General features: G+C 53.8%; 16 protein-coding genes and 1 CRISPR repeat array (1 of these 17 only partly in view). Of the genes, 8 read left to right on the top strand and 8 right to left on the bottom strand.

Translation table 11 applies throughout. The features are described 5' to 3' along the window. Positions 1 to 180: 180 nt before the first annotated feature. Entirely contained in the window at positions 181 to 1,350 is a 1,170-nt protein-coding gene (locus RHJ02_RS02375; protein ID WP_225901623.1) for an adenylate/guanylate cyclase domain-containing protein, read from the bottom strand. Between the two features lie 347 nt (positions 1,351 to 1,697). Here RHJ02_RS02375 and RHJ02_RS02370 point away from each other — a divergent pair, with 347 nt between their 5' ends. The 5 genes from RHJ02_RS02370 to RHJ02_RS02350 all read left to right on the top strand — a co-directional run bounded on the left by RHJ02_RS02370 (position 1,698) and on the right by RHJ02_RS02350 (position 5,214). Further along, complete coding sequence (locus tag RHJ02_RS02370) at positions 1,698 to 2,192, top strand: Photosystem I reaction center subunit III (protein ID WP_206200909.1); 495 nt, start codon at positions 1,698 to 1,700, stop codon at positions 2,190 to 2,192. Positions 2,193 to 2,228: 36 nt separating this feature from the next. Continuing rightward, on the top strand, positions 2,229 to 2,354 hold the full coding sequence (gene psaJ / locus RHJ02_RS02365) for a photosystem I reaction center subunit IX (protein WP_011058244.1): 126 nt from the start codon (positions 2,229 to 2,231) through the stop codon (positions 2,352 to 2,354). Positions 2,355 to 2,530: 176 nt separating this feature from the next. Beyond that, complete coding sequence (rplI, locus tag RHJ02_RS02360) at positions 2,531 to 2,989, top strand: 50S ribosomal protein L9 (RefSeq protein WP_302678747.1); 459 nt, start codon at positions 2,531 to 2,533, stop codon at positions 2,987 to 2,989. Between the two features lie 14 nt (positions 2,990 to 3,003). Then, positions 3,004 to 4,353, top strand: coding sequence for a replicative DNA helicase (gene dnaB / locus RHJ02_RS02355; RefSeq protein WP_206200908.1), 1,350 nt, complete (start codon positions 3,004 to 3,006; stop codon positions 4,351 to 4,353). 102 nt (positions 4,354 to 4,455) lie between these two features. Next, positions 4,456 to 5,214, top strand: a complete 759-nt coding sequence (locus RHJ02_RS02350) for a ChaB family protein (RefSeq protein WP_206200907.1) — start codon at positions 4,456 to 4,458, stop codon at positions 5,212 to 5,214. A gap of 67 nt (positions 5,215 to 5,281) precedes the next feature. Here the strand turns inward: RHJ02_RS02350 and RHJ02_RS02345 are convergent, their stop codons facing one another. The 3 genes from RHJ02_RS02345 to RHJ02_RS02335 form a co-directional block, all read right to left on the bottom strand. Next, the gene (locus RHJ02_RS02345; protein ID WP_310800416.1) at positions 5,282 to 7,159 is read right to left on the bottom strand and encodes a hypothetical protein; all 1,878 of its coding nucleotides are present in this window, start codon (positions 7,157 to 7,159) and stop codon (positions 5,282 to 5,284) included. Between the two features lie 61 nt (positions 7,160 to 7,220). Continuing rightward, positions 7,221 to 8,828: a glutamine-hydrolyzing GMP synthase gene (guaA, locus tag RHJ02_RS02340; RefSeq protein ID WP_304941102.1), complete on the bottom strand. Its 1,608-nt coding sequence runs from the start codon at positions 8,826 to 8,828 to the stop codon at positions 7,221 to 7,223. Continuing rightward, entirely contained in the window at positions 8,825 to 9,037 is a 213-nt protein-coding gene (locus RHJ02_RS02335; protein WP_302678745.1) for a hypothetical protein, read from the bottom strand. Before RHJ02_RS02335 ends, guaA begins: the two co-directional genes overlap by 4 nt. Here RHJ02_RS02335 and RHJ02_RS02330 point away from each other — a divergent pair. Together RHJ02_RS02330 and lspA are read left to right on the top strand one after the other, a co-directional pair. Continuing rightward, positions 9,036 to 10,115, top strand: coding sequence for an Mrp/NBP35 family ATP-binding protein (locus RHJ02_RS02330; protein WP_149820305.1), 1,080 nt, complete (start codon positions 9,036 to 9,038; stop codon positions 10,113 to 10,115). The two genes, RHJ02_RS02335 and RHJ02_RS02330, sit on opposite strands and share 2 nt — an antisense overlap. After that, a complete protein-coding gene (gene lspA / locus RHJ02_RS02325; RefSeq protein WP_310744754.1) occupies positions 10,112 to 10,588 on the top strand; it encodes a signal peptidase II in 477 nt (158 codons plus the stop codon). Before RHJ02_RS02330 ends, lspA begins: the two co-directional genes overlap by 4 nt. Here lspA and RHJ02_RS02320 read toward each other — a convergent pair. Together RHJ02_RS02320 and RHJ02_RS02315 are read right to left on the bottom strand one after the other, a co-directional pair. Continuing rightward, on the bottom strand, positions 10,585 to 11,340 hold the full coding sequence (locus RHJ02_RS02320; RefSeq protein WP_310800414.1) for a metallophosphoesterase family protein: 756 nt from the start codon (positions 11,338 to 11,340) through the stop codon (positions 10,585 to 10,587). The genes lspA and RHJ02_RS02320 overlap by 4 nt on opposite strands. A gap of 11 nt (positions 11,341 to 11,351) precedes the next feature. Continuing rightward, on the bottom strand, positions 11,352 to 13,019 hold the full coding sequence (locus RHJ02_RS02315; RefSeq protein WP_310800413.1) for a DUF3370 domain-containing protein: 1,668 nt from the start codon (positions 13,017 to 13,019) through the stop codon (positions 11,352 to 11,354). A gap of 482 nt (positions 13,020 to 13,501) precedes the next feature. Between RHJ02_RS02315 and RHJ02_RS02310 the strand changes: the two genes are divergently transcribed. Next, complete coding sequence (locus tag RHJ02_RS02310) at positions 13,502 to 14,230, top strand: response regulator transcription factor (protein WP_206200901.1); 729 nt, start codon at positions 13,502 to 13,504, stop codon at positions 14,228 to 14,230. On the opposite strand, the gene RHJ02_RS02305 is transcribed toward RHJ02_RS02310, so the two are convergent. Together RHJ02_RS02305 and rlmN are read right to left on the bottom strand one after the other, a co-directional pair. After that, positions 14,227 to 16,062, bottom strand: coding sequence for an NYN domain-containing protein (locus tag RHJ02_RS02305; protein WP_310800412.1), 1,836 nt, complete (start codon positions 16,060 to 16,062; stop codon positions 14,227 to 14,229). The two genes, RHJ02_RS02310 and RHJ02_RS02305, sit on opposite strands and share 4 nt — an antisense overlap. A 59-nt stretch (positions 16,063 to 16,121) precedes the next feature. Next, positions 16,122 to 17,135, bottom strand: coding sequence for a 23S rRNA (adenine(2503)-C(2))-methyltransferase RlmN (gene rlmN, locus RHJ02_RS02300; protein ID WP_206201582.1), 1,014 nt, complete (start codon positions 17,133 to 17,135; stop codon positions 16,122 to 16,124). A 465-nt stretch (positions 17,136 to 17,600) separates the two neighbouring features. Then, positions 17,601 to 19,010: a CRISPR direct-repeat array (repeat unit 36 nt; unit sequence GTGCCTCTACCTCTGATGCCGTAAGGCGTTGAGCAC) (it continues 1,883 nt past the right edge of the window).

Raw genomic sequence — 19,010 nt, 5'->3', positions numbered from 1 at the left:
GTCAAAGCAAAGAACTGACCACATCGCACAGCGAGCGCAGGCGGCGGTAGCCGATCGCCAGCAGGGTGACAGAGGAAACTGAGGCATCACGCCCACAATAGACTGATGTCTAGACTGCCCCCTACAGGTGATTCAATAATATCAGAGGGAGGCCGTCCCTTAATCCCTTTTTTCAGGTGTTTAGTGCAGGGTGTCCCTCCCTTTGATGGCTTGGGCAAGGAACCGATGGAGGTCATCAAAGCTGCCCACGTAGGCGGGTACAGGAGCATCATAGCCCTTGAGGTTCAGCACTTGGGGTCGAAAGGGGACAACGGTTGGACAAGACTGCACAAGGTAGTGGTAGGTGGTTGCCCCCATAGCCAGATCAGCGGCAATGGTTTTGGTGGCACTCTCAAGGCGAAAGGCAGCGTTAACGGTATCTCCCAGAGCAGTATAGTCGGGGCGATCGCCACTCCCCGTATTACCCACCATGGCATAGCCCGTATTCAAACCAGAACCAATGCGCAGTGGCCACGGCAAGGGATAGTGCTGGTGCAGTTCTCCCGTCATCAGCCGTAAATCCTCTAAGGCAGAGAGGGTGTGGCAAATTTCTTGATAGCCAATCTCCTCGCTTTCGTGGATCCAAACCGCCATGACCGCATCGCCAATGTACTTATCAACCCAACTGCCGTACTGACGAATAATCTCGCCCGCCCGATGAAACCACGTGCCAATTAGCTCCGACAGTAGCTCCTCTTCGAGTTGCCGCGTTAGCTTGGTAAAGTCACGAATATCCACCACCAGAACCGTCAACAGGCGGCGGACATGGAGCAGTGCTGTGGAGGAGCCTTCGGATTGAGGCAAAGACAGAGTGGCATTTTCGGCAAATAGGGAGGCAAAGGGTTCGTTAAAAAAGTCCAGTTCCGTTTGGCCAAAGGTAATGCGATCGCCATTGTGCAGGGCCACGGGAATACTGACGCGGCGACCATTGACGAACGTGCCATTGCGACTGCCGAGATCAATGAGATAAAACTCCCCCTGTCCCATGCGCTGAATCATGGCATGGTTCCGTGACATCCAGCGATCGCTGAGCACAATGGAATTGTCTTCACTGCGGCCAATGGTCCAGCAGTTCCCCCCTGTCAAGGGAAAATAACAAACCGTGTCCTCACTCACCAGTGCCAGATGGGGTTCTGAGGGGGGTGGGGTCTCAAGGTGAACGACCTCAGGGGCGCCGGGAATCTGCGAGAGGGTATGGCGGAGTTGATTAATAATTTGCTGCTGACGCAAAATAATCGCCACTAACTGTTGGGCAGGTAAGGTCTCGAGGATCTTTTGGTCGGGCAAGTTAAAGGTCAGGTCAGCATCCATGGGGGGTAAAATAGGAGAAACACTTTATCATGGTTGCGAAATCACCGTGGGTCAGCTCTCCCCCCAGCGCCACCGATGTGTAGATGTTTCAAAGTCAAATCCAGCAATAGATCCAGTCTAGCAAAGGAGCTTTGTCTGGCTCAATAGATGCAGTTTGTGCGGTAGCACCAATCAACCATAGAACGATCGCCAGAGGAAGCATTAGTCAGCATTTGCCCTCGTAAAAATTATTAACCTTTCCCCTAGGGTTGGGTTGAAGCCCATCCGCTAAAATGATGGCAGCTTTGGGAGGGATTGCTCTCTCCGTGAATGCACTTTGACCTGTCTGCATTTGAGGACAACACTCCATGCGTCGATTGTTAGCCCTACTCCTTGTCTTGACCCTGTGGCTAGGTTTTACCCCTCTAGCCGCCGCTGATGTGGCAGGACTCGTCCCCTGCAAAGATTCTCCTGCCTTTCAAAAACGTGCTGCCGCTGCTGTGAATACCACCGCTGATCCCGCCTCCGGTCAAAAACGGTTTGAGCGCTACAGCCAAGCCCTATGCGGCCAAGATGGTTTGCCCCACCTCGTTGTGGATGGTCGCCTCAGCCGTGCCGGTGATTTTCTCATTCCCAGTGTGCTCTTCCTGTACATTGCCGGCTGGATTGGCTGGGTGGGTCGCGCCTACTTGATTGCTGTGCGCAACAGCGGTGAGGCCAATGAAAAAGAAATCATTATTGATGTGCCCCTTGCCATCAAATGCATGCTCACGGGGTTTGCTTGGCCATTGGCTGCCCTCAAGGAGCTGGCATCGGGTGAACTCACCGCCAAAGACAACGAAATCACCGTTTCCCCTCGCTAGCTTCACTGTTTGTTGACTGTCATAAGGACGAGTACCATGAAACACTTTTTGACCTATCTTTCCACCGCGCCCGTGCTGGCCGCCATTTGGATGACGATTACCGCTGGGATTTTGATTGAGTTTAATCGTTTCTATCCCGACTTGCTCTTCCATCCCCTCTAAGTGAACCCTTAACTTTGGAACAAACTCGGTACAAGGGTGGAACAGCGTTCTGCCCTTTTTTTGTCGCAATTGCTGCCGAGAGGCTATAGAATACTTATTTGTCCTAAAATAGCAGCCGTAGCCACCAGCGCTGACGCTTGCTGTTAACCCATCCAGTTCAATGAAAGAGGATCCCCATGGCAAAGCGGGTGCAAGTTGTCTTGAATGAAACCGTCAATAAACTCGGGCGAATGGGTCAAGTTGTCGAAGTCGCCCCCGGCTATGCCCGTAATTACCTATTTCCAAGAGGGATTGCCGAGCCAGCAACCCCCAGTGCCCTGCGGCGCGTAGAGCGGCTCCAAGAAAAAGAACGGCAGCGGCTTGCCGAACTCAAAGGCGTTGCTGAAAAACAAAAAGCCACCCTCGAAAAACTGGCCACCATTACCATCTCAATGCCCGTGGGCGAAAAAGATATGCTCTTTGGCAGCGTTACACCCAAAGATGTGGCCGATGCGATTCAAGCGATTACGGGTGAAACCATCGATCGTCGCGAAATAACTCTGCCGGAGATTCGCAAATTGGGCACCTACACGTCTGAAATCAAGCTTCACCCCGAAGTGAGTGTCAAACTCAATATCCAAGTCGTTGCCGATTAGGGCTAGCCTCCTTGATGGTTCAGGAGCCAAGTTTTCAGCCCGATAGCCAACTGATTCCCCCCCAGAACCTCGAAGCGGAAGAGTGGATCTTGGGGGGTATTCTCTTAGACCCGGAAGCCATCAACCGCGTGGTGGATATTTTGCCGGTTGAGGCCTTTTACCTCAGTGCCCACCGCGAGATCTATCGGGCAGCGGTTTCGCTCCACAGTCGCGGCAGCCCCACGGATCTGCTGTGCGTTACCGCTTGGCTACAGGATCAGGGGCTATTGGAACGAGTTGGGGGGCACACCAAGCTGGCGGAACTGGTCGAGCGCACAGTGAGCGCGATCAATATCGATCGCTACGCCCTCTTGGTCAAGGAAAAATACCTGCGCCGTAAGCTTATTGAAGCCGGTACCCATGTGGTGAAGCTGGGTTACGATAGCAGCCTCTCATTGAATGTGATCTTGGATCAGGCCGAGCAGCAGATCTTTAGTGTGACGCAGGATCGGATTCAGCAGGGATTGACCCGCACCGATGAAATTCTTACCCGCACGTTTACGGAATTGGAGCAGCGGGCGATCGGTCATATTCAGCCGGGTCTATCCTGCAATTTCTATGATCTGGACAACATGACCCAAGGCTTCCAGCGATCGGACTTGATTATCATTGCCGGTCGTCCTTCAATGGGCAAGACGGCGATCGCCCTACAGATTGCCCGTCGCATTGCCGAAATTCATAATCTGGGGGTGGCGATCTACAGCCTTGAGATGTCCAAGGAGCAACTGGTGCAACGTCTCCTTGCCAGCGAAGCCCGCATTGACAGCAACTATTTGCGCGCAGGGCGCATTAGCCAACACCAGTGGGAACCCCTAAGTCGGGCGATCGGTATTCTCTCGCAACTGCCCATCTACATTGACGACACTCCCAATCCCACCCTTGGGGAGATTCGCTCCACTGCCCGTCGTCTCCATGCCGAGCATCCCAATGGCCTCGGCCTCATTTTGATTGACTATCTGCAACTAATGGGTGGCGAAGAAACTACCGAAGGTCGGGTGCAGGAACTCTCCAAAATTACCCGCTCCCTCAAGGGACTGGCGCGGGAACTCAATGTCCCTGTCATTGCCCTCTCCCAACTCAGCCGCAGTGTTGAATCACGGCAAAATAAACGCCCCCTGATGTCTGATTTGCGCGAATCCGGCTCCATTGAACAGGATGCCGACTTAGTGATTCTGCTGTACCGCGATGAATATTACAACCCTGACACCCCCGATCGCGGCATTTGTGAACTCCTGATTGCCAAGCACCGCAATGGCCCAGTGGGCACCGTCAAGCTCCTCTTTGACCCCCAATACACTCGCTTTGAAAACCTTGCCCGCGATTAGTCGAGTGGGGAGAGCGTTCTGTTTCCTCACCTTGGAGGTTCGGTGTCAACGATAATTGCTCGTATCTATACTGGGGTCATGTCCTGATGAGGAAACCCATCAATGCGTACGACTTTTGCTCAACCAGCAACAAAATGTGTCTCGGCCACCTTCAAGGAAGAGGCCAAAGTCAAAGAGGCGATCGAACGACTCTTGAATCGCGGTGTGCCCAAGGAAAATATCTCAATCATTGGCCGCAATTTTCAGTCTGAAGCCCGCATTAGTGGATTTATTACTAAGAAAGATATTATTTTGGATGGCGTCACCACGGGTGCCCTCTATGGCTCGGTGTTTGGTTCACTGCTGAGTTTGCTGACCGGAGTCGGCGTTCTGTTTATTCCTTTTATTGGCGTTGTGGCTGCTGCTGGCCCTCTGGCGGCTGCCCTTTTGGGGGCGACCAGTGGTGCGCTCTATGGTGCTTTGGGCGCCGGCCTAGGATCCGCACTGATTTCCTTGGGGATGCCGCAGGACAAAGCTGCCATTTATCAAACGCGGGTACAGGCAGGTGAATTTTTGCTGGTCGTTGAAGTCCCTGAGGACAAAGCCGGCGAGATTTTTCTCCTATTGCAATCCGCTGGCGGTCAAGAGGCAGCCATTACGGAGATGCAAATTCCGCGTCAGCCTGAGGGGCAGTTGTCTGGGCCAGAGGATATTTCCCCAGAGGTACGCGCAGATCTCTCGGAGGCCGCTCAGTCTAAATTTGTCGAAGCCTACAACGAGGCGCTGAAGGAGTCCAACGATGAAAAAAATGCCCTCATTAAGGCGTGGGAGCACATCAAACGCCTCTTCCAACGGGATGATAAAGGCATCTACGGCAGTTAGGCGTTAGCCCCTTCTTCCCCTTCATTGCGCTTGAGGGGGGACTAACAACTATTGAGTTTGCATGACTTTAATTCTCCTGTGGCCGCGATCCGCCAAACAGCCAATGGAGGTTGACCCCCACCCCCGGCGACCCCTGACCGACAAGACCTGCATTGGGAATACTGCTGCCGACTGCCGTTGATCCATAGAGATCAATGCCTAGTCCCCACTGGGGCACGACGTAACGCAAGCCGGCACTATAGACCCCCGTTTGCCCAAAGACCGGCGTGGCTTCGGCAATGAATTGGAGGTTGCGGACTACCTCAACATTGAGGCCGACCCCCACACCACCGACGATTTTTTGGCTGGGACTAAAGATGCCCAACTTGGGATTCAACAGGAGTGCCACATTCTTGGTTGGCTCATACATAAAGGCCAGTTCCAAGCCGCCTAGGGAACGACTGCCACCTCCCCCCTGCTTAATGCCACGATTAAATGAGCCTTGAAAGGCCAAAGAAAAGGGATCCCCTTGAGCCTGATCGAGGAAACGCAACTTCGCTGCTAGCCCCAACTGCAAGTTACCGCTGTAGTTGATGTTTTCGATGAGGGTTTCGCCGCGTTCCCACTGTTCAATGGCAATGGCAAATTGGGCATCGTAGGCAAGACCAAAGCCCACCTGAAAACCGGTTCCTGTGGTGCCGCTATTGCCCCGCAGGTGCAGCATCCCCGGATCAAGGGTGCTGGGGGAGGTAAGGGTGAGGCCATTGAGTAAAAGCTGGCGATCGCGATCCGTGAGGGGTTGCCGAGGCCCACTGCGAAAACTGGGCAAAAAGGGTGGCGCAAAATCAGGCCCCATATTGGGGGTATAGCTTAATCCCGCCATGACACCCACTTGATCCGCACCGGGCAAAAAAGCCAAGGTACGACTTGCAGGTGTAATGCCAAAGGCGTTGGTGGCTGCCAAATCAATACTCACTGAAGGGTTCACTAGAAAGCGCACACCGGCACTCCACACGGGCAGGTTGACGATCGCGCCATCGCTACTGCGCACGGCATTGCCCCCCGGACCGACGGGCATATTGACATCGGCAAAAAGATTAAAGCGAGGATGGGGCTGCCAACTGATGCCTGTGCCAAAGTTGAAGTTCGTGCCGTAAAATTCCCCTCCCTTGTTCACTGTGTCGGGAAAATAGGTGAGGTTGGGCGTAAAGTGCCACTGCAACTGGGGATTAAAGGAATAGGTCATTGGCGCTTGCAAGGAGGCGGCAACCGTCCACGTTCCGGCTCGTGCGGCACCCGGCACAAAGAGGAAATTGTCCGATCGCACCCGTACTGCCTCTAGGGAGCCAGCCACAGCCACCGATAGATTCTCGCCGCGATGCACTTGATATTTGAGACCAGCAGCGATCGCCCCAAACTGAAGGTCGGGCTGTAGCCCCTTCACCAAGCGTCCCAAGGGATCGTCGTAGTAATTGCCACTAAAGCTCACTTGCAAGCGATGATTGATCGCATAGTCAATGGAGCCATAGAAAATTTGCAGACCGCCGCCGCCCCCAGCCACTTGGGGATCATAGTTGCGAATTCCCCCCCGTAGTTCAAGGGTTTGCTCCGGCAAGATATTGGCAGTCTCCAAGTTAAAGAGACGGGTGGGCGGACGCATTAAGGGAGGAATGCGATACTGGGGTTCCTCGGCAATGACGGGTGTCGGTGCCTGCTCAGCTACAGGGGGCAAAATGGGTTGCGCCAGTTCTTCTGGCGTTGCTGGCTGCCACGGGCGATCGCCCCTAGGTTCGGGAACGGCTTGCCATTGGGGCAGTGCTTCCACCGTTGGTGCCACTTCAAAGGTGGGGTGAGTTATTGGCCGAGCCTCAATTTGCCATTGGGGCGGGCTAGATTGCGCCGTTGCCGCGAGGGGCAGCCATACACCTGCACTAAAGCCAAGGGCCAGCGTCCATTTGCCATTCATGCCACATCACTCACACCACCATCTCTCCCAGTTAAACCGATCGCTCCCCTTTCTGGCAAATTTATTCCCACTCAATGGTTCCCGGTGGCTTGGAGGTAATGTCATAGACCACCCGATTCACCCCCGGCACCTCGTTGACAATGCGGTTGGAAATGCGCTCGAGGAGATCGTAGGGCACCCGTGCCCAATCAGCGGTCATTCCATCTTCACTGGTGACAAACCGCAGCACCACTGGATAGGCATAGGTTCGCTGATCGCCCATTACCCCCACAGTGCGAATCGGCAGCAGCACCGCAAAGGCTTGCCAAAAGTCGTGGTACATCTCGGCGCGGTTAATTTCCTGCCGCACAATCAGATCCGCATCCCGCAGAATCTCTAGGCGTTCCGGGGTCACTTCCCCCAGAATCCGAATCGCTAAACCGGGACCGGGAAAAGGATGCCGCCGCACAATTTCTTCGGGCAGACCCAGCGATCGCCCCACTTGGCGCACTTCATCCTTGAAGAGCTTGCGCAGGGGTTCCACCAGCTTAAAGCGCAGGTTTTCCGGCAGACCGCCCACATTGTGGTGGCTCTTGATTTTCACCGCTACGCGCTCGCCGGTTTGCGGGTCAATGTTGGTATTTGCCGATTCAATGACATCGGGATACAGCGTGCCCTGAGCAAGGTAGTCAAAAGGCCCTAGCCGCTGCGACTCTTCTTCAAAAACGCGGATAAATTCATGGCCAATGCGTTTGCGCTTTTCTTCGGGGTCTGTGACGCCCACCAGTTGGGCAAGGAAGCGATCGCGGGCATTGACGTACTCCACCTTGATGTGAAACTGCTCTTGAAAGAGCTTGAGGAGTCGCTCCGGTTCGCCTTTGCGCATGAACCCTTGGTCAATGAACATACAGGTGAGTTGATCGCCAATGGCGCGGTGGAGCAAAAAGGCCAGTGTCGAGGAATCCACCCCCCCCGATAGGGCAAGGAGTACCCGTTTGTTCCCCACTTTGGCGCGCACTTCACGGATCGCTTCTTCGACAAAGGCAGCCGTTGTCCAAGTGGGTTCACAATCGCAGATGTGATAGACAAAGTTGCGGATCAGGGCAATACCGCCCACGGAGTGCACCACCTCTGGGTGGAACTGAACGCCATAGAGTTTCCGCTCTGGATGGGCGATCGCCGCCATTGGCGTATTGTGGGTATGCGCCAAGACGCGAAAACCGGGGGGCAACTCGGTGACGCTATCACCATGACTCATCCACATAATTGTTTCTTGCTCAACATTCGTGAGCAGATCCGTGGGGTCGTCAATAAAGAGCGCTGCCTTGCCATACTCGCCAGCGGTGGCTCGCTCCACAGTTCCCCCCAACTGTTGCACCATCAGTTGCATGCCATAGCACACGCCAAGGATGGGAATGCCGAGGTTCCAAATTTCTGGATCACATTGGGGAGCATTCTCGTCATAGACGGAGTTGGGGCCACCGGAGAGAATGATGCCCTTGGGGGCTAATTGGGCAAGTTGCTCAGCAGTGGTGCGGTAGGAAATGACCTCGGAATAGACTTGGGTCTCACGAATGCGGCGGGCAATAAGTTCGGAGTATTGCGACCCAAAATCAAGAATGACAATAAGTTGGCGTTGCAGGCCTTGGCCGGCGGCTGTGGCGGGTTGGTGGAGGGTGGAGTGAGTCAACGTTGCAATCCTTCTGATCCCAAATGGCTAATACTTTCCAGAATACCGCCCTTTTCTGAAATATAGTGTAGGCAAATGGGGGTGTGATCCTGTCTGAGAGCGGTCTTGGCTTGCATCGTTGGCTGTATCGCTGCTGTGGCTGGCGGAGGAATCTGCCCAACGATGGTACGATCGCTATCTAAGTAGCGAATGTAACGAATCACCTGCATGAGTGCCCCCCTTACTGTTGAGTCTGTGTTGGCCGTTCTCCGTCCTGTGGAAGATCCCGAGTTACGGCGATCGCTAGTGGAACTCAACATGATCCGCGATGTTGCCATTGAGGATGGCACGGTTCGCTTTACACTGGTACTGACAACCCCGGCTTGTCCCCTACGGGAATTTATTGTCGAGGATTGCAAGAAGGCCGTCTTTACTCTGCCGGGGGTGATGGATGTGCAAGTGGCGGTTACCGCTGAAACGCCGCAGCAAAAGAGCCTGCCCGATCGCACCGATGTAGCAGGAGTCAAGAACATTATTGCCGTCTCCAGTGGGAAAGGGGGGGTCGGCAAAAGTACCGTTGCGGTGAATTTAGCCCTTGCCCTTGCCCAAGCGGGGGCTGCCGTTGGCATTATTGATGCGGATATCTATGGGCCGAATGTTCCCACGATGCTGGGGCTAGAGGATGCCATTGTCGAAGTGCGCAAGGAAGCCAGAGGCGATGTCCTGTTACCTCCGGTAGCTCATGGTTTGAAAGTGGTGTCGATGGCCTTCCTGATTGATCGTGATCAGCCGGTCATTTGGCGCGGTCCCATGCTCAATGGCATTATTCGCCAATTTCTCTACCAAAGCGATTGGGGCGCATTGGACTATCTGATTGTGGATTTGCCCCCCGGCACTGGGGATGCCCAACTCACACTGGCGCAAGCGGTACCAATGGCAGGTGTAGTGATTGTAACAACGCCCCAACCTGTTGCCCTTGGGGATGCGCGGCGGGGATTGCGGATGTTTCAGCAGTTGGGAGTCACAGTCCTTGGGCTAGTGGAAAATATGAGCTACTTTATTCCCCCCGATTTGCCCAATCGTCGCTATGACATTTTTGGCAGTGGGGGCGGCGAAGCCTTGGCGGCGGAAATGGGTGTACCCCTTTTAGGACAGGTGCCTTTGGAATTGCCCGTGCGGGAAGGGGGAGATTTGGGTCAACCGATTCTCATTGCGGATCCGCAGTCTGCTTCGGCGCAAGCCCTACGGGCGATCGCCCAACAGGTGGCGGCACGGGTCTCAGTGGCCGCCCTTAGTCCTGTGGGATGAGTAGTCAGCGGCTCAAGATCAAAAATCCCCTTTTTTGGTGGGCGGCTGGCCTCGCCTTAATTAGCGATCGCCTGACGAAAGCATGGATTGTGGCCACCTATGCCCTAACAGTGCCGCCGCAAACAACGCCCATTATCCCCGGTGTCTTTCACATTACCTACGTTACAAATACTGGGGCGGCTTTTAGCCTCTTTGCCAATGGCAGTGTCTGGTTGCGCTGGCTGTCTCTCATCGTGAGCTTGGGTCTGATCACTTGGGCGGTGCTCGGTCCGAGATTAAATCGCTGGCAGCAAGTGGGCTATGGCTGTTTACTGGGTGGCGCCTTAGGCAATGGCATTGATCGCTTTCTCACGGGCGAAGTCGTTGACTTCTTGGATTTTCGCTGGATTCAATTTCCCGTCTTTAACGTGGCGGATATTGCCATTAATATCGGCATTGCGTGTCTTTTGTGGTCGGCATGGCGGCAGCGCTAGCTCGTGCTCCAAGAGAAATCTGCCAAATCCACAAGGAATGTTTCCAGTTCCCCTTGGCGGGTACCGCCGTAGAGGACATTCACTTGATAGACCCATTGATTCGTCCAATCCAGCGCCGTCAACCAGCCACTGCGGCGATGATAAGCACCGGTTTCAATGTCTATCCAGCCAGCACCCCGCACAATTTGTCCTGCTTGGACATCGGGAAACGTAAAGGTAATCGTGTGGCCGATCACAATCGTTTTATCCGCAAAGTAGGGGGTGGGGTGGCTTAAAAACGGCTCACGGATCCAGCAGCACTCTTTACTGGTTTGCTGTGCTAAGGGCAGGCTGGGATCAAGACCAGCATGGACAATCAACACATTGCCCAAATCCTGATAAAGGGGCAACCTGTGCAGCCAGTCGAAGTGCTGCCAAAGCAACTCCGTGGAGGTGTAGCTGGCAAGGGTCTCATTGCCACCACTCCTTGACCAGACAAAAAGCTGCGCAGGATTGATTTGTTTGCCCTTAAAGGCGAGGAGCATCATATCTTCATGGTTGCCGCGCACAGCACCATAGCCACCTTGGCGCACAAATTCCACGACAGCGGCACTACTCGGCCCGCGATCCACCAGATCCCCAAGAAAGTACAGGCGATCGCCCACCCGAGGTGAGATGAGATCCAGTAAACGGCACAGGCCTTCATAGTGACCGTGGACATCCCCAATGAGAACAAGGCGATTGTCCTTTGGCCACGCGGCGCGATCGCCCACTCTCGTCACTCCTAGGGTGTCGTCACGGGTGTGAGGGACAAAGAATTGGGAGCGGCCGGCACTTGAGTCGTGTTCTCATAGCTAGGACCAAGCAATGTCGCTACTGTCAGCACTTGGGGTGGGGTGGCATCGGGTGGGTAGAGTAGATCCACAATAACATCCCGTTTTTCACTTGGACGCATATTTAATGTCACTAATGGTTCTCCCCGCTGACCCCGCCGCTGTACCAAGTGGACATAGCGCTCTTGCCTCTGTCCTAAATCATCTGTAAAGCGAACACGCACCGTTCCCCGGAAAAACACTTGGGGAGCCGGGGGTTCCAAAAATTGGAGGACGACACTGCGGTGATCTTGTTTGAGAGGGGTTTGCAGCGTTAGCACCACCGACTGGAACTGACGGGTATTGTTGACCAAGGGCAAGGTCAAACTATAGTGAACACCATAATTGCCATGGGCGTAGTAGGCGGTGTCTGGATAGCGTACCAACATGGGGGCACTTTGAATTTGACCCGTGCCAAGGGTGCCGCGGTGCAGCGTACTAATGCCATAGGAGATGGCTCGCCCCGGTGCCGGAATCGTTAAAGCCTGTCCATGGCTTTGGCCATCGGTGAGGGTGGCTTGCCAGCGAGAGCCTTGACTGACACCGGCCACACGGCCATAAAAGAAGCGCCCAAACTGACCACTATTGGGGGGCGTGGGTGGAATGTCGCGGGGGGTAACCAGTTGACCGCGATGGAGCATTGCCCACCATTCCTCTAGGGTGGGTGCCCGTTCGGTGCCCTGCTCGTTCATGCGGGCAAACATTGACATTTGCGCTAAGTAAATCGGGCCACTACTTTCTAAATACATCAGGGTGGAACGGCCATTGGAGGAGGAGACCTCACCAAAGGGATTTGTATCCGGGATTAGGGGTAACTTGGGGCCGACGCTGCCATCGGCATTGAGCATAAACTCTGCCCGAACCCGATTGAGTACCGCATTGGGAAATTGAGTGGGCAACGGCAGCGGCAAATTCGCCAGCATCCGCGCTTCGCGAGGGGGAATGGTTATCTGTGAGGGAAAGAACGTCTGCCGTACCCCCCGCAGCACTTGGTTGGTGACGCGACTCCCAGGCCCTGAAAAAACAAAGCCCGTGGGGTTATCGAGCATGGCGGGCAAATTGCGGAAGGGAGCATCTGGCGTACTTAAAAAACTAGCGGCTTGATGAAATCTCACCGTGACATAGCGATCCGTTGGGTTATAGGCAAGCAGCCCCAAATAGAGGGTTGGCGTACTCACCGCCCGATTGGATTGGGTAATGTGGTGGGCAAAGACATCAAAGCGCCCCTCTAAGGGATAGTTGAGGTGAGCCGCCGGTTGCCATTTCCCGTGGGGTGGAAAGGTGGAGAGGAGAATCCCCTCAGAGCGCACCATCTCTGGACTATTGCTGTTAAACACGGGGACATCGTCCAACTTGCCGGGTAAAGGACGAATGTCTTGGGGGAAGTAGGCAAAATTGGTGGGTGTGACGTAGGCCGTTGCCGCAGGTGGCGAGGGGACTTCAGGGGGTCTTAGATTGGCGGGTACAGTATTGGCTTGGACAACAACATTCGAGCGAAGCGAATATCCCTGTACCAGAGTGGATGCATGTTGGGGTGGAGTTGCTAGAGCGGCTTGTGCCACAAGAATGGGAGCAAGCATATTCGATCCAAACCACAGCATTACATGAGTGAGCAGTTCGCAAAAGTCAGGACAGGATCATCGTTTCTGCCCAAAAGTTGCATTCCCAAAGTATAGCCTAGGTTTGTAGAAAATCCGCTCAAGACCGCATAGAGCTCGCGGCATGAACGTAATTCCGGTTTAGCTTGCTGCGCGTAATGCCAGCCTAGAACTGGGTTTCAGACTGCGCCAAGTGCTGATTAGAAAGTGGTCTAGGCCAATTCTCGATTGTTCAGTGTCCTATAGATTGGCCACGCTCAGCACTGGACAAGTTGATGCAGGATAGCCTCTGATCTGCTGGAGGTATCCCTTATTTTAGAGTAAGTTCTGTATCCCTAGATTGGTGTCAAATATTCAGAAAATCTAAAGAAACTCAACAAAGTCTTAAGGTTTTTGCTGCCATGTTTATAATTCTCTCAGAAGCGGTAGTTGGCCGCCCGTGAGGATTGAGTACTGTCAATTTTATGAAGCCCCGCATCTTAATCATTGATGATGACCCTGCGATCGCTGACGTTTTGGCAATTAACCTGCAAATGGCGGGCTACGAGGTCACAAAGTCCTTAGATGGGATGCAAGGGCAAGCCCTCGCCGTGCAACTCTCTCCCGATCTGATTCTCCTTGACCTGATGTTGCCCCAAGTGGATGGCTTTACAATTTGCCAACGCCTGCGCCGCGATCCCCGTACTCAAGATATTCCGATTTTGATGTTGACGGCCCTCAGCCAAACCCATAATAAAGTGGAAGGATTTAATGCCGGTGCCGATGACTATCTCACCAAGCCCTTTGAATTGGAGGAAATGCTGGCCCGGGTACGCGCCCTCTTGCGCCGCGCCGATCGCATTCCCGCCACGGCAGGCCATCGCGAAATCCTCAGCTATGGGCCATTGACACTAGTGCCTGAACGATTTGAGGTCTCTTGGTTTGGCAAAATTATTAAGCTGACGCGCCTTGAATTTGAACTCCTGCACTGCCTGCTGCAACGCCATGGCCAAACGGTCTCCCCCAGTGAAATTCTCAAGGAAGTCTGGGGCTATGACCCCGATGATGATATTGAAACTATTCGCGTCCACGTCCGCCACCTGCGGACAAAACTAGAGCCGGATCCGCGGAATCCGCGCTATATCAAAACCGTCTATGGGGCTGGCTATTGTCTAGAACTGCCCAGTCAGATTGAGCCACCATCTGCATCCTAGGTTGGGTTGTTCGCAGTCGGTAGTTGTAGAGGCTTGAGGGGAACCGCTTGGGCAAAGACCTCCTCATTGATGGTTTCACCAATCTTGCTGAGGCGTTCTGCCACGGCTTGGCGAAAGCGAATTTGTAGCTCGATCGCCAAACTAGAAAAGTCCGTGATGGCAGGGTTGAGGGTGAGGGTGTTCCCTGTTCGTGTTAGAACGCCCGCTTTGACATAGTTGGCGATCGCCCGCTTAATCTCCTGCTGACCAATGCGCTGCTGCCGCCGACGAGCTTGCTCAAGAATAATATTTATCATTCTCTCAAAAGGGGCATTGCGGGGACGATGGGCAATTAACCACTGTCCCACCTGAGTCAGTAAAAAATCGGCCGCCACTTCATCGGCAAAAATACCACGATAGATCGAGACGGTGTGAATGGTTTGGGGACTGGAGGTGCGCAGGGTGTAGCGCTCAGGTAGGTTATTGCGCCAGCAGAGAATCGTTCTACCCAATTGACCATTCACCGCAACGCCAATTTGTAACTGATGGTGTGTGGTTAAGTAGGCCACTAATTCAGAGGGCTTGCAAAAGCCAAATCGCAGCGGATCCAATTGGGGGGCAACGGATCTCATTTCTAAAAATACGGTATTAAAGACCATACCCCTAGCCAATTCTCGCCGTCTTGTTGCATCAGTGGTGTAGTAGGAGAATAGCTCCAAAAGTTTTTCAGTTTCCCGTTGTTGAATCGCCGATGGCGGAATTTGTTCATAGTTCAACGGCTCAATGGGAAGACGCCGAGGTGAGAATGGCGCGGTGCGATTTTCTTGATTGGGTTGACGCGGGGGAGGCGTGCCGTTTCTGCCATTGGTGGCGGGGTCGGACTGAATGAAGGGATTCTCAAGGAAAATAAATCGGTGGCACACCCGCTGAAAACTATCACTGGCGGCATTACGGTAGGCACAGCCAATCACGGTTTTACCGTAATCCCGTAGGCGTAGGGCAATGGAGCCAAAGCCACCATCGCCGGAGATGAGCACAAAAGTATTGATGTCGGGATGCTGGTAGGCTAGATCAATGGCATCAAGGGCAAGTTGAATGTCCGCTGCATTACGCTGATTGTGATTGCGACCATAGACGCCAACCCGCTCGATTTGCGATCGCTCCAGTTGAGCGTTGAGGGCTTGGAGAATTTGATTTTGCCAGTTCCCATAGGCACGCTGGATGGCGATTTCCCCCAGATCAATAGTGCTTTTAATTGCCTCCAGAACGTTGTCTAGGGAAACAAGCTCATTCACTTTGGCGGGGTCTAGTCGCTGCCCTTGGTTAAAGACTAAGTTCTCAATGTCGTAGAGGACAGCGGTTTTTAGGGCAGTTGCTGGGGGTTGGGGTCTTTGCAGGAGTGTCTGAATGGTTTGCAGAGCGGCACTCTGGGCATGAATGGCTTCAATGAGCGGTTCAAGTTGCTGGGCAGCTAGTGGGGAGGCGTCCCTTAGATTGTCCGTGAGGGTTTGCCGTGTCTGGGCGATCTCGTGGAGAATCGGGTGCAGGGCTTCAGGAAGTGCTTGGTGCAGGTGCTGTTCAAGGTCAGTGAGTTGTCGGCGTTGTTGTGCCAGTTCTTGCAGCAGAAGTGCCTTGAGTTCGGTGCTCTCTGGGGAGGAGGAGAGGACGGTGTGAATGTCTCGAATGAGGCGATCGCTACGGCGTTGGTTCTTTTCAATGAGGGGTGCACCTGCAAGGGCACCGATGCCACTCCCTAAAAGGGTTGCTAAGGGTTGTTGGGGTTGAATCAGTGTGGCAATACCACCGAGGGCGATCGCGCTAACAGGAGCAATCAACCAAAGCTCTGGCTTCATTCAAAAGGGAAATGTGATAGGAATAACATGAATTAGAGAATCATGATAGCAAAAAATCTTTAGGCACTGAGTTGGGCTTGGCGCAGTTGGCCACAGGCGGCTTGCCGATCCAGACCCCGCGATCGCCGAATGCTGGCGGTTACCCCCAAGGCGTGCAGTTGAGCCAAAAATTGTCGCAATTGCTGATCACTGGGACGCTGATAGGCTGCTTCTGCAATGGGATTGTAGGGAATCAGATTGACATGGCTCTGAAAGCCCCGCAATAGCTGCGCTAGCTCCTCAGCATGCTGGGGGCGATCGTTGACCCCCGCCAGAACGGTATATTCAAAGGTGACGCGGCGCCCCGTTTGCTGCACATAGGCACGACAATCGGCAATTAGCTGTCTGAGGGGATAGTGCTTGGCGCTGGGAATGAGCTGCTCTCGCAGGCCTTGGTTGGGGGCATGGAGGCTGACGGCAAGGGTGATTTGCAACTGATATTGTGCCAGTCGCTGAATTTGTTGGGGAATACCAACCGTTGAGAGGGTAATGTGCCGCTGACCAATGCCAATATCGCGATTCAAGCAGGTGACCGCTGGGATAACAGCCGCTAAGTTTAAGAGTGGCTCTCCCATACCCATAAACACCACATGGCTGACGCGCCGCCTCATTTCACTCTGGATCGTTAGCACCTGATCGACGATTTCATGGCAAGCCAGATTGCGGCGATAGCCCCCTTTGCCCGTGGCACAAAAATCACAGGCCATGGGGCAACCCACTTGGGAAGACACACACACCGTCAGGCGATCGCCACTGGGAATGCCCACCGTTTCAATGGTTTCGCCATCAGCTAAGGTCAACAGAAGCTTCACAGTGCCATCTTGGGCATCATGGCGATAGCGAATCTCTGAGCGGCCAATCTCTACTCCTGCGAGGGTATCACGCCACCGTTTGGGAAAAACTGTAATCTCTTGGAGCGATCGCGCCCCCTTTTGATAGAGCCACTGATGGAGTTGTTGTGCCCGATAGCTAGGCTGCCCTTGGGCTTCGACCCATGCTTTCAACTCTACTGCGGACTGTCCCAGCAGCGCCATAGTGTTCAACCGCTTCACTTCCCCTTGATCCTAACAAACTGCCAACCTGCTCTTTTCTGGAATAGGGGCACAAGAAAGAACGCTGAGGCGCTGGGACAATTGCTTTGCAGTTTTGCTAAGAGCAGTTAATCTTTCTCTTGCTGACGGGTCAGCAGCACTAAAATTTGCGAGACCCCAGAGAATGCCAGCTGAGTTTTGTCCAAGATTGTGGCGCATGCAAGCACCTCTGGATTCAAATATTCTCTGATACGGCTGATATTCAAAGATAGCCCCTTGACTTGGTTTGAGAGTTTTTGTTAGATTTAGAGGTGCTTGAAAATCTCTGAACCTATTCCCCAGAGCGGGATTGACAACTGAATACTGGCCGAGGCTAAAAATTTTACAGTCACAAAAAAACCAAGTGCCAGAGGTGCTTGAAAAGTGACTGTGCTAAGCTAGTCCTAGAGGCATTTCTAGGGCGCCGCTGTGCCTCTACCTCTGATGCCGTAAGGCGTTGAGCACGCCTTGGTCTTTTGGCTTTTGCCTTTGCCTTGGTGTGCCTCTACCTCTGATGCCGTAAGGCGTTGAGCACAGAACGCCACATAAAACCTCCAGAAGGTAAAAAATGTGCCTCTACCTCTGATGCCGTAAGGCGTTGAGCACATAACCAACTGCAATGCCAGTGGCAATAAGTCTGTGCCTCTACCTCTGATGCCGTAAGGCGTTGAGCACAGATTTAATTTAACTAGATCGAAAGATCTAGGGGTGCCTCTACCTCTGATGCCGTAAGGCGTTGAGCACTTTTGCCCGTAGGCGGGTTCCAAGCTTTTCAAGCTTGGGTGCCTCTACCTCTGATGCCGTAAGGCGTTGAGCACATCGCGGATCTTTTGCGCTTTGGGACTGTTCGTTAGTGCCTCTACCTCTGATGCCGTAAGGCGTTGAGCACACGTCTTTGGTAGGCTTAGTTTGACTAAGCCATTTGTGCCTCTACCTCTGATGCCGTAAGGCGTTGAGCACGCTTTGCGCGTTCGATGGGCGCCACTCGCGATGGTGCCTCTACCTCTGATGCCGTAAGGCGTTGAGCACGATTAACAGGGCGGCAGTTAGCATTTGAGTATTCTGTGCCTCTACCTCTGATGCCGTAAGGCGTTGAGCACGCTCTAAAATCGCCTAGAAGGCCTCTCAAAATTGGTGCCTCTACCTCTGATGCCGTAAGGCGTTGAGCACGCGACGGGACGAAAACGGATGAGGATAAAAGAAGTGCCTCTACCTCTGATGCCGTAAGGCGTTGAGCACTTACCGTTATAGGAAATTTCCAAACCCGTTTGTTTGTGCCTCTACCTCTGATGCCGTAAGGCGTTGAGCACTAGTTATGCAAGATGCTTTTCAAAGTAAACGAGAGTGTGCCTCTACCTCTGATGCCGTAAGGCGTTGAGCACGAAGCGTTAAGCTTCTCAGACATGTATGGGAAGCGGCAGTGCCTCTACCTCTGATGCCGTAAGGCGTTGAGCACACTAAGGCCACGACTGCCCCTAAGGCCACGACTAAGTGCCTCTACCTCTGATGCCGTAAGGCGTTGAGCACCGAGCAAGAGGGGCGAGCAAGAGGGGCGAGCAAGAGTGCCTCTACCTCTGATGCCGTAAGGCGTTGAGCACACCGCCTTCTGCCCCGACTGCCTTCTGCCAAGACGTGCCTCTACCTCTGATGCCGTAAGGCGTTGAGCACACGCGGGATAAAGGTCTTTCCCGCAAACTAAAGGTGCCTCTACCTCTGATGCCGTAAGGCGTTGAGCACCGAGCAAGAGGGGCGAGCAAGAGGGGCGAGCAAGAGTGCCTCTACCTCTGATGCCGTAAGGCGTTGAGCACACCGCCTTCTGCCCCGACTGCCTTCTGCCAA

It is taken from the genome of Thermosynechococcus sp. TG215 (genome assembly GCF_031583455.1).
GTDB lineage: Bacteria > Cyanobacteriota > Cyanobacteriia > Thermosynechococcales > Thermosynechococcaceae > Thermosynechococcus.
This window is presented reverse-complemented; position numbering and strand designations above follow the sequence as displayed.